We start from the raw sequence: 16,754 nt of genomic DNA, 5'->3' as shown, positions 1-16,754 counted from the left end.
GAAAGCCGCGATGAACCAATAAAAAGCCCCGCAAGCTTTCACTTGCGGGGCTTTTTTAGCTAATTGAGAAAAGGGCTAATTACTTACCAGCTTCTTTTTCTGCTTTAACTTTTGCAATCACTTCGTCAGCAACGTTAGTTGGACATGGTGCGTATTGTGCGAATTCCATAGAGAATTGGCCACGACCAGAAGTGATAGTACGTAGGTGACCGATGTAGCCGAACATCTCAGAAAGAGGTACGTCAGCTTTAATACGAACACCAGTAACGCCAGCTTGTTGATCTTTGATCATGCCACGACGACGGTTAAGGTCACCGATAACATCACCAACGTGATCGTCTGGAGTGAACACGTCAACGTTCATGATTGGCTCAAGAAGTTGCGCGCCAGCTTTAGGCATAGATTGACGGAATGCGCCTTTCGCTGCGATTTCAAATGCGATAGCAGATGAATCGACTGCGTGGAAACCACCATCGAAAAGTTCAACTTCAACGTCTAGAGTTGGGAAGCCAGCTAGTACGCCGTTTTCCATCATAGATGCGAAGCCTTTCTCAACTGCAGGCCAGAATTCTTTAGGAACGTTACCGCCCACAACTACAGAGTTGAACTTGAAGCCAGAACCTGCTTCGCCTGGTTTGATACGGTAATCGATCTTACCGAATTGACCAGAACCACCAGATTGCTTCTTGTGCGTGTAGCTATCTTCAATTGCTTGAGTGATAGTTTCACGGTAAGCAACTTGAGGAGCACCTACAGTTAGGTCAACGCCGTATGTACGCTTAAGGATATCTACCTTGATGTCTAGGTGAAGTTCACCCATACCTTTCAGGATAGTTTCGCCAGTCTCTTCGTCAGTCTCAACTTGGAAAGATGGATCTTCTGCAACCATTTTACCGATAGCGATACCCATTTTCTCAGAACCGCCTTTATCTTTTGGAGATACAGCGATTGAGATTACTGGAGTTGGGAATACCATTGGCTCAAGCGTTACTTGGTGCTTAGGATCACATAGAGTGTGACCAGTTTGCACGTTCTTCATACCAACGATCGCAATGATGTCACCAGCTTGTGCGCTAGTTAGTTCGTTACGGTCATCAGCTTGCATCTCAACCATACGGCCAACACGTTCAGTCTTGCCAGTGAATGAGTTAAGAATCGTGTCACCTTTGTTCAGTTTACCAGAGTAAATACGAACGAAAGTTAGAGCACCGAAGCGGTCATCCATGATTTTGAATGCAAGCGCTTTGAAAGTCTCATCTGTAGAAACGATAGCGTGTTCGCCAGTTTCTTCACCGTTCTCATCCATTAGAGGCTGAGGGTCAACTTCAGTTGGTGCTGGTAGGTAATCTACTACAGCATCAAGGATAAGTTGCATACCTTTGTTCTTGAACGCAGAACCACAGAACGTTGGGAAGAATGCGATATCACGAGTACCTTTACGGATACAACGCTTAACGTCTTCAATAGAAGGCTCTTCACCTTCCATGTAAGCTTCCATTAGGTCATCGTCTTGCTCTACAGCAGTTTCGATTAGCTCTTCACGGTATTGCTCAACGTCATCAACCATGTCCGCTGGAACATCTTTGATTTCGTAGTTTTCAGGAAGACCAGTGTCATCCCAAACGTATGCTTTACGGCTTAGTAGGTCTACAACACCAACGAACTCGTCTTCACGGCCGATTGGTAGAACCATTACTAGAGGAGTTGCACCTAGAACGTTTTTAACTTGGTCAACAACGTTGTAGAAGTCTGCACCCATACGGTCTAGTTTGTTAACGAAGATCAGACGAGATACTTCTGATTCGTTAGCGTAGCGCCAGTTAGTTTCTGATTGAGGTTCAACACCACCAGAACCACAGAATACACCGATACCGCCATCAAGAACTTTAAGAGAACGGTATACTTCAACTGTGAAGTCAACGTGTCCAGGAGTATCGATAACGTTTAGACGGTGATCGTTCCAAAAACAGCTTACAGCTGCTGATTGGATAGTAATACCGCGCTCAGCTTCCTGTTCCATGAAGTCAGTCGTTGATTCGCCATCATGTACTTCACCAGTCTTGTGGATTTGACCAGTTAGCTTAAGGATACGCTCAGTGGTAGTTGTTTTACCCGCATCAACGTGCGCGAAAATACCAATGTTTCTGTATTTCGATAAATCTGCCATTGTCTTACTCTGTTAATAGGATATAAAATGCGCGCAGAGTATATCACAATCTGTGAAGACTGATAGCTTTGCATGCATTTGGGACTAAAAAACTTTGCCTTTTTCTAACATATAGAAAAAGGCACTCAGTAGTAACAATCTAAATGATTGTTAATTATAGTGCTAACCTAAAGCCTAATCGGCGTTAAGGTTAGGCTGAATTGCTGCTGTATAGAGTAGCTGAAGTGAGTTCAATTACAACTCATCAAAAGCATTAATTGCTTCCGATAATTTTTTCACACCGTGGATCTGCATTCCTGGAATGCCACCTTTAGGCATGTTAGCCGCCGGTACAATCGCTTTCTTAAAGCCGTGTTTAAATGCTTCATTTAAACGCTCTTGTCCGCTCGGTACAGGTCGAATCTCACCCGCTAGGCCTACTTCTCCAAATACCACCACATCTTTTGGTAATGCGCGGTCTCTGAAACTAGAAAGTAGAGCCATCACCAACGCAAGATCAGCACTGGTTTCGGTTACTTTAACACCACCGACGACATTCACAAACACATCTTGGTCAGCCATTTGTAAGCCGCCGTGTTTATGCAGCACCGCTAATAACAAAGAAAGCCTGTTTTGCTCTAGGCCGACAGCGACGCGACGTGGGTTAGCCAGCTGTGAATAATCCACCAGCGCTTGGATTTCGACAAGAAGTGGACGCGTCCCTTCCCACACCACCATGACAGAACTGCCCGAGGTTTCTTCTTCACCACGAGACAAGAAGATAGCGGATGGGTTGCTGACTTCTTTTAGCCCTTGGCCTGTCATCGCAAACACACCCAGTTCATTCACTGCACCAAAACGGTTTTTGTGGCTGCGTAGCGTTCTAAAACGGCTATCGGTTCCGCCATCTAATAAAACAGAACAGTCAATAATGTGCTCAAGTACTTTTGGCCCTGCTAAGGTGCCGTCTTTAGTTACGTGTCCAACTAAGAACACAGCAACGTTATTCTGTTTTGCGTAGCGCGTTAATGCGGTTGCCGATTCACGAACCTGTGCAACACTGCCCGGAGAAGATTGAACATCCGCAACGTGCATAACTTGGATCGAGTCGATAACCATGATCTTAGGTTGTTCTTTTTCTGCAACCTGACAAATCTTATCCACGTTCGTTTCTGAGAGCATCTTTAGGTGCTCTTTTGGCAATCCAAGTCGAGACGCACGCATCGCGACTTGTTGCAGAGATTCTTCCCCGGTTACATAGAGAGTCGGTAATTGAGAAGAAAGCTGACACATGGTTTGTAATAGCAGCGTTGATTTACCGGCACCCGGGTTACCACCAATCAGGATCGCAGCACCCGGTACGACACCACCACCAAGTACGCGGTCTAGCTCTTTAAAGCCACTGCTAAAACGTGGGACTTCTTGCAGATCGATTTCTGACAGCGTTTGAACCGAAGATTCAGTTGCACCGCCCGCATAACCACTCAATCGTTCATTACGTGCGACCTGAGGTGAAGCGGCTAACCTAACTTCTGTAATCGTGTTCCAAGCACCACATGCATTGCACTGCCCCTGCCAACGTGGAAAATCGGCACCACAGTCATTACACACATAAGCTCGCTTTGCCTTCGCCATAAAACCTCAATAATTTACTCAATTACACAATGATGTTGTCAATTTGTGACTTATTTGACCGTACGGATGAAAATAAAAGTTGCAGTCATACCACTTATACTTAAAGATCGATTTAAACTAGTCGATAACATAAACGCACCGTCCATTCTAACAAGAAAAGTATGCAGCAATCTGAAATTCTATCTGTAGCAGAACGTTTAATCCCGGCTTACCACGCCGAAGATTTCGAATTCCTTCTTTCTCAAATGACAGAAGGGGAATCGCCGTCTCTGAAGCTGCTCGTTAAAATGGAACTGAATCGTATCATGGCTCCGTGTACAAAGAGCATTGATTTACGCGGGCGTATTGATAATGAGTGTCGTCAGTTCACTCTCGATGGCCGTAAGCACTGGCTCGATGATATCGCTTTAAACGCATATCAACGTGGTACGAAAAAGTTTAAAGGTTACACAGAAGGCGCATGGGAGTTAGTAATGACTCCGCGAACTCAGCCTCTGAGCGTTGTTAAAACATCTTCTCAAGGTAACCACGACATTACTAGCGCCAATAGCCCGTACGAAGCGGAAGCTATTAACCTAGGTTACGACTTAAAACGCCAAGAGAACAGACTCAAGATTAGCTCGCAGGTCGAGATCACCACATCGAAAGGGCAAAGCCTACATGGTGTAACGGTTGATATCTCCCCGTCGGGTGCAAAGTTCAAAGTACCGAGCGCCTTTCGATACAACCTCGGCGAGATCATCAGCGTTAAGTTCTCAGAGCTTATCGAAAAGTCCCAAGAAAACGATGTTAACCAAGCGGTTGAATTTCGTGTTTTGGGTATCGACGAATCTTATGAGAACAACGCGGTCAAATTTCTAAGAACCATCAAGGTAAGCGACAACAATATTGTGGCTCGCTTACTCGATGAGTCTTTAAATAGCACCAGTAAGAAAACCAGCCATGAGAATCAAGATAGGATTATTCGAACTCGTACTCGAGGAATCGAACATACCTATCTAAAGCATACTTGTAACCTACCCCTGTTTTTCAGCGGCAGCGAACTAAAGCTTGCCCTACTGACGGATAACAACCATCCATTATGGCAATATTGGCACGACGAACGAAATCAACAAGCGCTGGGTACCCTGTTCAACGAGCAACGTATGAACCTGTTGGCGAAACCAGGAGTGAAGGGAACCAGTAACGTTATCTACTCTTTTACCCATGAACACCAAAACAAGACCTTGTTCTATTCAATGATGCTGCCTGAAGCCTCTCGTGAACAAAGACAGCTGTTCTGGCACATCGGTGGCAGACGTAAAAGTTGGAAGGCGTTCAAGTTCTCGGTTTTCGAACTTTCAGACACTGAGCGACAAGCATTAGCTAAACACTCGGATACGCTGGCTCAAAGCTCAGCTCAACTGACGCATTGCGGAATCTTGCAAGAGATTGGCGATCACGAAAGTGCGGCGGACTATCTTCTGAGTGAAAAGCCACGCATTCCAAGCAGTGAATTGAACCGCTTCCGTCACCCGCGTACTGTCGTCGGCAATATTCAAAGCATCTACTTTGACTCTCAGACTCGTCGTAAAGAGCCGAGATACCAATTTAAGTCACCGTTGCAACTTACATCACAAGATGGCGCAGCGGCGAACGGACACACCTTAGATATTTCGAAGCGTGGACTGAGCATTAGCCTTGAACACCCAATGGTACTCAAGATTAATGATCCGGTATTAGTGAACTTCAATGAACTGCAGCTCTATGACAAGAACCTGCCACTGAGCACAGTGCCTTACCACGTAATTCGAGTGAGTCCGAATGGTCGCAACGTGCAGTTGGTTATTGCCGAGAACGCCAAGACAATGCGTACCATCGCTTTCCTTAATGGGCTTATCGATCAAAACCAAAGTAAGCTGATTAAGAAGCAAGAGATACTGCCAACACATTCGCTACTCGAATCACTGCACAACATTTTGTTGAGCAAGATGGTCAGTAACCCAATATTCATTGATAAGCCAAGTTCAACGCTGCGCTGTAAGATCATTGGTGTGAATTTCCCACTGAATAAGCATCTAACGTTACTTGCTAAACTTGGTCACAACCAAAAGTTCTCACTCGAGCCAATCTTCAAGGGTCACACCAACTCACTGTTGGCTGAGCCACTAAAAAGAATTGAAGGTGCGGAGCCTAAGCATCATGACGTGTACATTGCTGCAGTGAAGTTTGGCGACAAAATCCAGTCGGTACACACCAAGTTGGTCAAAGACTTCGCCTCAGCAAAGGAACGCATCTTATTCATCAAGAAAGCGCAGCACTTAGGTGATGTGTATGTATTGCGAGTCACCACGGCACCTATCTTTAATCCGCTAACGAGTTTATTCCAGTCGGATTTAGAAGAGCTTTCACGCATCAGTATGCATCAAGCTAAGAAGCTAGAGAATGAGGTGACGGCGTTTATCGGTTATGGCGAGATAGAGGACATTACCGATGAAGTGCTGATTCGATTGGAGCTAACACGCTAGCCTCGAGTGGCGTATTAACTTAAGCATGAAAATTGAAAAAGCAGGCTGATAGCCTGCTTTTTTTGTGTCTGAGCCACTATTGCTAAATAAGATACATAGCCAATAGCACTTAGGTAGAGCCCCTAAGGTTTCGCTTGCCAGCTGATCTTCTGTTGCTTAGCCAATACACCCGACAAGATACACAGCACACCGCCTAAACCTGCGTAACGAACAGCAGTTTGAGCTTGCTGCTCTACTTTTGGTTTTGCGTGGTAGGCAATGCCTAAACCTGCAGAGCCCATCATCACCAAGTCATTGGCACCATCACCAACGGCAACGGTATTATGTAGTTCCAATTCGTACTCTTCAGCCAACTCTACCAAGATATCCGCTTTGGTCTGCGCCGAAACAACATCGCCTAAGACTTCACCCGTCAACTTACCGTTGACGATCTCAAGCGTGTTTGATTGAGCATGGTCTAGATCAAGGGTATCTTTCAGGTAGTCAGAGAAGTAAGTAAAACCGCCTGATGCAATCGCCGTTTTCCAGCCAAGCTTATTTAGAGTATTCACCAGCCCGACCAAGTCTGGCATGAATGGCAATGACTGACGCACTTGCTCTAATATCGATTCATCCGCACCTTTCAGTGCTCCTACTCGCTGGCGTAGGCTCTGTTCAAAGTCGAGCTCGCCTTGCATTGCTCGTTCTGTGATTTCAGAGACTAACTCTCCCACTCCAGCTAGCTTGGCAATCTCATCGATGCATTCAATTTGAATCGCTGTGGAATCCATATCCATCACGATCAAACCTGGCTTAGATAAGTCTGGGACCTCGCTAAGGCAAGCATAATCAAGCTTTAGCGCTTGGAGGATTTCTTCGTGTGCTGGCGTTAGATTGCCTGACATCAAAGCCACTTCATAATGCCCAACCTTCCACGTATCGAGGATGGTGTTGTAAGTGCCAGTGAAAAAGTCGATGTCATCGAAAGATTGTGGAGATAGGTACTCACCAAACACAATCCAATTGGCCTTGGATTTAGCGAGTTGAGAAGCGAAACGAGTCTCGGGGAGTCGAGTTAATAATGTCGTATGCCTTTTTATCGGCAGATATTTCTGAGCGTCCATGTGTATGATTCCTAATTAACTATGCTAAACGTTAACCTATTGCAATTTGAAAACGCAAGTCTCAATATGTCTTAATCATAACATTTGTTTATTTCAGGCTTCGTGAAACATGAATGAATCATTGTTCTCAATACGTAACGCTTTACGAATGCTAGCCCTCATTTTGTTGGCTACCATGTTCGTTGTAACGATTAAAAATACGGTCGTGATCAGTAAAGGTAACGAGAAGATCCAAGCAAAACAGTTGGAAACTCTTACCAAGCTGCTTATCTCTCAGGCATCACTTTCAGCCAGCAAGATGATCACGCAACAAGACCAAGAGCGATTGCTTGATCTGACTAACCAGCTATCTCAAGACCGACTGGTGTTCGATACCACCATCTATGATGCAGAGGGTATTCGACTGGCTTCGAGCGAAAAAGCCCTCTCGGTACGTGAGGTTCTTGGCTTAGATACACCACTTTCAACAGCAAGTATCGGCAGACAACAGTTAGTTGAACCTATTTATTCTCCAGAGAAAACGATCATCGGCTTTATTCGAGTGACTTTTGAAACCGGTAAGATGACGGCGATTTCTGATCACCACTACCGCAAAAGTGATCGCTACATGATCGGTATGGTGTTGATGGGGTTTGTGAGTGGCGTGTTGTTCATCATGCTGATTCGCAGAAGACCAACTAAGTCTGGTGAGAACTTACTATTGAAAAATGTAAGCTCATAAACACACTAGGCTGACAATAAATACTAGACTCAGAATAAATACAGCAATCCAATAAAAAGCCCCGACGCTCAGGCAGCAACGGGGCTTTTTGTTATCTGTTAACTTATCAAGCTAAGACAAATCAAGATTATTCTTGGTCACCAAGCAACACTGAGTCTAGTGCGATAACCATCATGTCGTTGAAAGTCGTTTGACGTTCATCTGATGTCGTTTGCTCACCAGTCTTGATGTGGTCAGAAACAGTACAGATCGTTAGAGCTTTTGCGCCGTATTCAGCACATACACCATAGATGCCAGCCGCTTCCATCTCTACGCCAACAATGCCGTATTTGTCCATTACTTCGAACATCTCTGGATCTGGCGTGTAGAACAGCTCAGCCGAGAACAGGTTACCGACTTTTACGCCGACACCGAGAGCTTTGGCTGCATCTTCTGCCGCGCGCACCATTTTGTAATCCGCAATAGCCGCAAAGTCATGATCTTTAAAGCGAATACGGTTCACTTTAGAGTCAGTACATGCGCCCATGCCGATCACCACATCACGCACTTTGATATCTTCGCTCACTGCACCACAACTGCCCACACGAATGATCTTCTTCACACCAAAGTCTTTGATCAGCTCAGTCGCGTAAATAGAACAAGATGGAATGCCCATACCGTGTCCCATTACCGAAACCTTACGACCTTTGTAAATACCGGTGTAACCAAACATGTTGCGAACGTCGCACACTTGAACCACTTCTTCTAAGAAGGTTTCAGCGATGTATTTAGCACGTAGCGGGTCACCTGGCATTAAAACTACGTCAGCGAAATCACCCATTTCAGCATTAATATGTGGAGTAGCCATTGAAAATATCCTTAATCTCAAAACAAAAAAAGAAGAGAGAGGTTTCCCTCTCTCTTCGTTAACTATTATAGAAAGCTTGTACCGTGTCCCATTGGCGATGTACCAAAGTATGACGCTAAGCTTTGACCGATATCAGCGAACGTATCGCGACGGCCTAAAGAACCGGCTGGAACCTTCTGACCGTAAACAATCACAGGGATGTGCTCACGAGTATGGTCTGTACCTGGCCATGTCGGATCACAACCGTGGTCAGCAGTTAAGATAAGCACATCGTCTTCTTTCATCATATCGATGATTTCATTGATGCGACCATCGAAGTACTCAAGTGCCGCTGCGTAACCAGCAACATCACGGCGGTGGCCGTAAGCTGAGTCAAAATCAACGAAGTTAGTGAACACGATAGTGTTGTCGCCCGCTTCATTGATCGCATCTTTGGTTGCTTCAAATAGCGCAGGGATACCTGTTGCTTTGGTTTTCTGAGTGATGCCACAACCCGCGTAGATATCAGAGATCTTACCGATTGAGTGAACGTTACCGCCCTTCTCATCAACCAACTTCTGAAGAATGGTAGCTGCAGGTGGCTCAACAGAAAGGTCACGACGGTTACCAGTACGTTCGAATTGACCTTTACCTGGGCCAATGAACGGACGAGCGATAACACGACCAATGTTGTAATCTTCTAGCTCTTCACGAGCAATCTGACAAAGATCTAATAGGTTTTGCAGGCCGAATGTCTCTTCGTGACAAGCGATCTGGAAAACAGAGTCTGCAGAAGTATAGAAGATTGGCAGACCAGTCTTCATGTGCTCTTCACCTAGGTTATCTAGGATTTCCGTACCAGATGAGTGGCAGTTACCCAAGAAACCAGACAGGCCTGCACGCTCAAGGATGCGGTCAGTCAGTTCTTTTGGGAAGCTGTTCTCTTTGTCGGTGAAGTAGCCCCAGTCAAACAGTACAGGAACACCTGCGATTTCCCAGTGACCTGATGGCGTGTCTTTACCAGAAGACAGCTCAGCAGCGTGACCGTAAGCGCCAATGATCTCAGCGTCTGCATCCATACCAGGAGCAAAACGACCCGTAGACTCTTTGTGAGCCATCGCTAGACCTAGCTTAGACAGGTTTGGCAGTGCCAGTGAACCTTTACGATCTGCATTGTCTGCAAGACCTTGGTCACAATGATCTGCGATGTGGCCCATAGTGTCAGAACCTACATCACCAAATTTGTCTGCATCCGCTGTTTCACCGATACCGAATGAATCTAAAACTAAAATAAATGCTCTTTTCATTTTCTTCACCAACTTATTGCTCTTTGCACCAGAACTCTGTTTATCGGTATACGCGAGGTATACCGATACCTGTTATTTACACGTCTTCAGAACGAATCTGACGGTAAACGTCTGGCGTTGCTGTATATTCTCCGCCCACAGTGATTGCATTTTGTAATGCTGTTGCAGCTTCTTGCCACTGTTGTTCGTTGCGAGCATGAATCATTGCTAATGGCTTATCTTCACTTGCTACTTCACCTAGGCGAATGAAGTGATCAAAGCCGACTGCGTAATCAATGCTGTCAGTTGCTACACGACGACCGCCGCCCATACCAACCACAGCCATACCAATTGCACGAGTATCCATTGCTGATACCACACCGCTTTCTAGCGCGTACACTGGCTTAATAATGTCTGCTTTTTCTAGGTAGTTATCGTAGTTCATTACGAAATCAACTGGACCACCAAGGCCCGCTACCATTTTACCGAAGCACTCTGCTGCCTTACCGTTATCCAGTACTGCCATCAGTTTTTCGCGCGCTTCGTCTGAGTCTTTAGCTAGGTTACCGAGCACCAGCATTTCAGCACACGATGCTAGAGTGATCTCTAACAAGCGAGGGTTACGGTATTCACCCGTTAGGAACTGAACCGCTTCACGAACTTCTACTGCGTTACCCGCTGAAGAAGCCAGCACTTGGTTCATGTCCGTTAGGATTGCTGTTGTTTTAGTACCCGCACCGTTTGCTACTGCAACGATAGATTTCGCTAGCTCTTCAGATGCTTCGTAAGTCGGCATGAATGCGCCTGAACCTACTTTTACATCCATCACTAGAGAATCAAGGCCCGCAGCCAGTTTCTTAGATAGGATTGAAGCCGTGATCAGCGAGATGTTATCGACTGTTGCTGTGATATCACGAGTTGCGTAAACACGCTTGTCAGCAGGAGCTAGATCGCCTGTTTGACCGATGATAGCCACGCCAGCATCTTTCGTTACTTCACCGAACACATCGTTGGTTGGTGTAATGTTGTAACCCGGAATAGATTCCAGCTTGTCTAGCGTACCGCCAGTGTGGCCTAAACCACGACCAGAGATCATTGGAACGAAACCGCCACATGCTGCCACCATTGGGCCAAGCATCAGAGAAGTAACGTCGCCAACACCACCAGTAGAGTGTTTATCAACGATTGGGCCATCAAAGTTCATGTGGCTCCAGTCAATCACCATGCCTGAATCACGCATTGCACACGTTAGTGCGATACGTTCTGGCATCGTCATTTCATTAAAAAAGATAGCCATTGCGAATGCGGCAATTTGGCCTTCAGAAACCGTGTTCTTAGCCACACCTTGAATGAAGAAGTTAATTTCTTCAGCTGTTAGGACTTCACCGTCACGTTTTCTGCGAATAATTTCTTGAGGTAGATACATTAGTGCCTCCCAAACTCTAGTGAGTATGGTTTGTAGGGAAAAGAGGTAATATGGAGTGGCTTGACGCCACTCCATCAAACAGACTTATTATGTTCAATACTCTAAATATTTGGCGTTGCAGTTAGGCGACCAGTGAGTTCATTCCTATGAGCATAGAGGCTCTATGTGATTAGGAGGAACTTACGCAGTCAACAACGCTGCGGTGTCAAATATGACGAGTAAATTAGTATGCTGCTGGATCAGCAGTCTGGTCTGTCACTTCTAATGTATTAAGAAGGTTAGTTAGTAGGCTTGAAGCACCAAAACGGTAGTGCATGTTGTCTGCCCACTCAGCGCCTAGTAGCTCATCAGCCATTGCTAGGTATAGTTCTGCATCTTCAGCAGTACGTACGCCACCAGCTGGTTTGAAACCAACTGTTTTAGCAACGCCCATGTCACGGATAACTTCAAGCATCATGCGCGCGTACTCTGGAGTCGCGTTTACTGGCACTTTACCTGTTGAAGTTTTGATGAAGTCTGCACCTGCTTCGATACAGATTTGAGAAGCTTTCTTGATTAGTGCTTCTTCTTTCAGTTCACCTGTTTCGATGATCACTTTAAGCGTGATGTCACCACAAGCTGCTTTACACTGTTTAACTAGCTCAAAGCCAACTTCTTCGTTGCCAGCAATAAGAGCACGGTATGGGAATACTACGTCAACTTCGTCTGCGCCGTACGCTACCGCTGCTTTTGTTTCTGCAACAGCAATTTCGATGTCGTCATTACCATGAGGGAAGTTAGTTACAGTCGCAATGCGTACTTCTGGAGTACCTTGCTCACGCAACGCTTTCTTAGCTGCTGGGATAAAGCGAGGGTAAATACAGATTGCAGCGGTGTTGCCTACTGCAGTCTTCGCGTCATGACAAAGCGCCACTACTTTTTCAGTAGTATCGTCGTCATTTAGCGTAGTTAGGTCCATAAGTTTAAGTGCACGTAGAGCTGCTGCTTTTAAATCGCTCATTTCTATCTCCGATCAATATATTCAAATAGTTAACTACTTCGCCCTCCATCCAGTATAGATGGATATTTTAGTAATGCTCAGTAGCCACAAATGAACGGACTTGGTTCCCTGAAGACTTGATAACTTTCGCTACCAATTGCAATCCTTGTCACCGCACAGTACCAGTTTGGTCTATGGCACAACAAATCAGTCATGTTGTGTCTAACATCTATAGCGTATCGCTAAATTTGGCTTAATCCCAGAAGAATAACGTTCGAGTTGATTTCGAGGTTACTTTCTTGCCAACAGAGACATCCTATCCCTTTAGCTTATACATTATAGGTATCCATCAATAAATTGTAGTGCTCCTTAGAACGCAAACGGTTTGTATCTCAAAAAAACATTCTAGACCCTACATCGAATCTAAGCATAAGCGCGTGCATATACTAAAAACGGCAGGCCTAAAAACAAAAAAGCCCCGCAGCAATTTCTTGCTACGGGGCGATATTATTATGGCGTCTATATATCGATTTCTAACTAATTAGAAAGACAGGAAGAAGCCAGCAATTGTTGCTGCCATCAGGTTAGATAGAGTACCAGCAATTACCGCTTTAACACCCATACGTGCGATGTCGTGGCGACGGCTTGGTGCAATACCACCTAGACCACCTAGAAGAATCGCAATTGAAGAAAGGTTTGCGAAACCACATAGTGCGAATGCGATGATAGCTTGAGTCTTCTCAGACATCACTTGACCAGTTGCTGCAACAACTTGAGCGTTTTCACCAACGTATGGTACGAAGTTTAGGTATGCAACGAATTCGTTAACAACTGTCTTCTGACCAATGAAAGAACCAGCGATAGTTGCTTCTTCCCATGGAACACCAATGATGAATGCTAGCGGTGCGAAGATCCAACCTAGAAGAAGTTCTAGAGTTAGGTTTTCCATACCGAACCAACCACCGATGCCACCTAGGATACCGTTGATTAGAGCAATTAGACCGATGAATGCTAGTAGCATTGCACCAACGTTAAGTGCTAGTTGTAGACCAACTGATGCGCCACCTGCTGCTGCGTCGATAACGTTAGCTGGTTTGTCATCGCCACCGTCCATTTCGTCAGCGATGTTGTCGTCTGGCGTATCTGTTTCAGGCTTGATGATTTTAGCGAATAGTAGACCACCTGGTGCTGCCATGAATGATGCTGCTACAAGGTACTCTAGAGGTACACCCATAGATGCGTAACCCGCTAGTACACCACCAGCTACAGAAGCCAAACCACCACACATTACTGCGAATAGTTCAGAGTTAGTCATTTTAGGAACAAATGGACGAACAACTAGAGGTGCTTCAGTTTGACCAACGAAGATGTTTGCTGCTGCAGACATAGACTCGGCGCGAGAAGTACCTAGAGCTTTCTGAAGACCACCACCAAGAACTTTGATTACAATTTGCATAACACCAATGTAGTAAAGTACAGAGATAAGTGCAGAGAAGAAAATCAGAGTTGGTAGTACTTGGAAAGCAAAGATGAAACCGATACCGTCAACTGAGAAGTTAACTAGGCTGCCGAATAGGAAACCAGTACCGTCTTTACCGTAGTCGATCACGTTTGCTACACCAGCAGAGAAACCTGCAAGTAGATCACGACCCCAAGGGATGTAAAGTACGAATGCACCAAGTGCGAATTGGATAGCGAAAGCGCCACCCACTGTTCTTAGATTAATAGCTTTGCGGTTGTCAGATAGTAGTACTGCGATTGCGATCAGTGCAACCATTCCGACTAGGCTCATAAACAGGCTCATAGTTTATGACTTCCTTATTAGTTATTTATTGGCGTGTTACAAAATGGGGCTATAAAGCGGAGGCAATTATACTCATGCGACCACTAATAAAGTAATGCCGTCCTCACACTTTCGTAGAAGATTCATGTACCATTCACACGCAAATGTGAGCCAAATCACAAGCTCAGTGCAATTTACGCAAACGATAAACAAAAACCTTCGGTTTTATTCACATATACCGAATGCGCGATGGCTATTTTGCCAAATTTGCGCTGCAATCGATTGCTTTGGCTCTTTTCTAAGCAAAAAAAGTTCATTTAAGATCGTAACTAAATATTTGGAATGATTAACATTTCCTTGGTTTCCATACAGGGGCATGTCCGGAGCATCCGTTTCCAATACCAGACATTCAAGGGGCAATTTTGCCATGGTTGTGCGTGTTTTTTGCGCTCTTGGGTAAGTTATCGTTCCACCGACGCCAATATAGAAACCGAGCTTGATCCACGCTAAAGCTTGCTGTTCACTCCCTGAAAAGCCGTGAATCACACCACCTAAGGTGAACTTATGCTGCTTTATTAGCTCGATAAGTCGGTTATAAGACTTCCTCTCATGGATGATTAAAGGCAGCTCAAACGCCTTGGCAAGTTCCATTTGTTGGATGAAAAAGCGCTCTTGTTTCTCTCGTTCAACGTCCACAAAAAAGTCGAGCCCGCACTCACCTATCGCGACACATTGGCTGTTTTTTGAAGAGAGTAATTGGCGAAGTTCCGAAAATTGTTCGTCATTGGCCTGCTCTAAAAAGTAAGGATGGAAGCCTAATGCATAGTAAACATTGGGGTGAGATTGAGCGATTTCATCGAGCTTCCTCCAGTTACTTTGGCCAATAGAAGGGATGATTAACTTCTCGACTTGAGCTTGCTTTGCTTCTTTAAGATAGCCATCAATACTTTGTTCAGGTGTAAAACCTTGCTCAAACGCCTCAAAATCCGCGTGGCAATGAGTATCAAACAGCGGAAAGTCACTTATTTGCTGTGTCATCTTCCCTACTCTCTGTTTGTTTCCCTTGAGGATCACGGCGATAAGCAACACAACTGCGCTTGTTCTCAGGCGTTAGCCCAAGCTCTTCACACCACTTATCGTATTTCCTAATCCAAGCTTTTATCCAACCGAACATATTTACCTCGCGCCTTCTATCAATACTTATGAAAAGCCAACACATAAAGTAGAGGACTCAAACTACACATACAAATCATTTAAAAGCCTAATGATTAGCCAAAATATCATAAAAGCATAAATCCAATTTATACATTAACACTAGCTGGCTATATTGTTGAAAATCTCACCACAGCGAATAATAAACGCACTTGCCAAGGAGGCATTGATAGCAAGACGCTCCATTCAATAACGAGATCCTACTTTATGAAAGCATCACTCTTAGCCATATCAATTTCTAGCGTATTAGCAGCACCTGCTTTTGCTTCTGCACCTCAAGTTGACGTAGAACTAGCAAACCAACAAACACTTCAACTTATTGACGGGCAGATGAACGCTATTGATGCTTCTGTTCAGTATAAATTAAACGAACAATATGCCAATGCTACTCCAGGCACGACAGCTACAGTCGATGACGTAACTTACGAAAAACAATCTAACGGTACTTGGGCTGCAGTTGGTGCCGCTTCTGCTGCATTGGTTGCAGGGCTGTTAAGTAGTTCTTCATCTTCCAGTTCATCTGACAACGGTAATACAATCCCAGAGCTTCCAGTCACTACTTCAATGGACAGTGTTGGTACATGGAAAGTCGCGGATAATGACAGTGGATATATTGTGACTCTTGCTGGGCAAGAGGTTTATGTTGATTCAAGCAATGTGACACTTAACAACGATGGTACAGCAACCATTGTCGTGAACGATCGCAAACTTATAGTAGGAATCAATGGAGACGAGCTTTACCGAGTAGATCAAGTTACTCGTCCAGAAATGAATGAGCCAACATTTCCGGGAGAGCCTATCGAACCTGGTATTCCTACAGTTACTCCTGGAACCGGTGAAATGGATTACGTCGCAGAATTTGTTGGCATAGATGGTATGGACTACTTATTTGAAGTAGACGGGGAGACCGTGCGCGTTCCACAACATGAAATCTCGATTACCGATAACATCGTATATTACGACGGTAAAATGTATGGCTTTGATGGCAAATCTTTTTATCTAGTTTCTGGTGACCGTCCTATCACACCACCAGGTACAGATACTCCAATCAAACCGATCATTCCCGGTGAGCCTATCGAACCTGGTATTCCTACAGTTACTCCTGGAACCGGTGAAATGGATTACGTCGC

At 45.0% G+C, this 16,754-nt stretch carries 12 protein-coding genes and 1 pseudogene; 3 read left to right on the top strand and 10 right to left on the bottom strand.

What is annotated here, in order from left to right:
• Positions 1–79 precede the first annotated feature (79 nt).
• Both fusA and radA read right to left on the bottom strand, forming a co-directional pair.
• Positions 80–2,167, bottom strand: coding sequence for an elongation factor G (fusA, locus tag AB4154_RS18920; protein ID WP_017058825.1), 2,088 nt, complete (start codon positions 2,165–2,167; stop codon positions 80–82).
• Positions 2,168–2,401: 234 nt separating this feature from the next.
• A complete protein-coding gene (gene radA / locus AB4154_RS18915; RefSeq protein WP_017063288.1) occupies positions 2,402–3,781 on the bottom strand; it encodes a DNA repair protein RadA in 1,380 nt (459 codons plus the stop codon).
• A 161-nt stretch (positions 3,782–3,942) separates the two neighbouring features.
• Between radA and AB4154_RS18910 the strand changes: the two genes are divergently transcribed.
• Positions 3,943–6,288 (top strand): PilZ domain-containing protein, encoded by a 2,346-nt coding sequence (locus AB4154_RS18910; RefSeq protein ID WP_372123815.1) that lies wholly within the window; start codon positions 3,943–3,945, stop codon positions 6,286–6,288.
• Between the two features lie 122 nt (positions 6,289–6,410).
• Here AB4154_RS18910 and serB read toward each other — a convergent pair whose 3' ends face one another.
• On the bottom strand, positions 6,411–7,391 hold the full coding sequence (serB, locus tag AB4154_RS18905; RefSeq protein ID WP_017058828.1) for a phosphoserine phosphatase: 981 nt from the start codon (positions 7,389–7,391) through the stop codon (positions 6,411–6,413).
• 109 nt (positions 7,392–7,500) lie between these two features.
• Here serB and AB4154_RS18900 point away from each other — a divergent pair, with 109 nt between their 5' ends.
• Positions 7,501–8,112, top strand: coding sequence for a YtjB family periplasmic protein (locus AB4154_RS18900; protein ID WP_076655999.1), 612 nt, complete (start codon positions 7,501–7,503; stop codon positions 8,110–8,112).
• A gap of 127 nt (positions 8,113–8,239) precedes the next feature.
• Here the strand turns inward: AB4154_RS18900 and deoD are convergent, their stop codons facing one another.
• The 7 genes from deoD to AB4154_RS18865 all read right to left on the bottom strand — a co-directional run bounded on the left by deoD (position 8,240) and on the right by AB4154_RS18865 (position 15,586).
• On the bottom strand, positions 8,240–8,959 hold the full coding sequence (gene deoD, locus AB4154_RS18895) for a purine-nucleoside phosphorylase (protein WP_017058830.1): 720 nt from the start codon (positions 8,957–8,959) through the stop codon (positions 8,240–8,242).
• Positions 8,960–9,024: 65 nt separating this feature from the next.
• Positions 9,025–10,245, bottom strand: coding sequence for a phosphopentomutase (locus AB4154_RS18890; protein ID WP_136977832.1), 1,221 nt, complete (start codon positions 10,243–10,245; stop codon positions 9,025–9,027).
• Positions 10,246–10,321: 76 nt separating this feature from the next.
• Positions 10,322–11,650: a thymidine phosphorylase gene (gene deoA, locus AB4154_RS18885; protein WP_017063283.1), complete on the bottom strand. Its 1,329-nt coding sequence runs from the start codon at positions 11,648–11,650 to the stop codon at positions 10,322–10,324.
• 223 nt (positions 11,651–11,873) lie between these two features.
• Entirely contained in the window at positions 11,874–12,650 is a 777-nt protein-coding gene (deoC, locus tag AB4154_RS18880) for a deoxyribose-phosphate aldolase (protein WP_372123813.1), read from the bottom strand.
• 520 nt (positions 12,651–13,170) lie between these two features.
• Positions 13,171–14,433, bottom strand: a complete 1,263-nt coding sequence (locus AB4154_RS18875) for a NupC/NupG family nucleoside CNT transporter (protein ID WP_017058833.1) — start codon at positions 14,431–14,433, stop codon at positions 13,171–13,173.
• Between the two features lie 204 nt (positions 14,434–14,637).
• Positions 14,638–15,450, bottom strand: a complete 813-nt coding sequence (locus tag AB4154_RS18870; RefSeq protein WP_050649686.1) for a TatD family hydrolase — start codon at positions 15,448–15,450, stop codon at positions 14,638–14,640.
• A complete protein-coding gene (locus AB4154_RS18865; RefSeq protein WP_372123811.1) occupies positions 15,431–15,586 on the bottom strand; it encodes a DUF5363 family protein in 156 nt (51 codons plus the stop codon). The genes AB4154_RS18870 and AB4154_RS18865 overlap by 20 nt, the downstream gene beginning before the upstream one ends.
• Positions 15,587–15,831: 245 nt before the next feature.
• Here AB4154_RS18865 and AB4154_RS18860 point away from each other — a divergent pair.
• Positions 15,832–16,754, top strand: a pseudogene (locus AB4154_RS18860) (hypothetical protein); the annotation flags it as partial.

It is taken from the genome of Vibrio sp. 10N.286.51.B11, assembly GCF_041469245.1.
GTDB classification, from domain to species: Bacteria; Pseudomonadota; Gammaproteobacteria; order Enterobacterales; family Vibrionaceae; genus Vibrio; species Vibrio crassostreae_C.
Note: the sequence above shows the minus strand (reverse complement) of the source record. Positions and strands in the feature narration are given on the sequence as shown.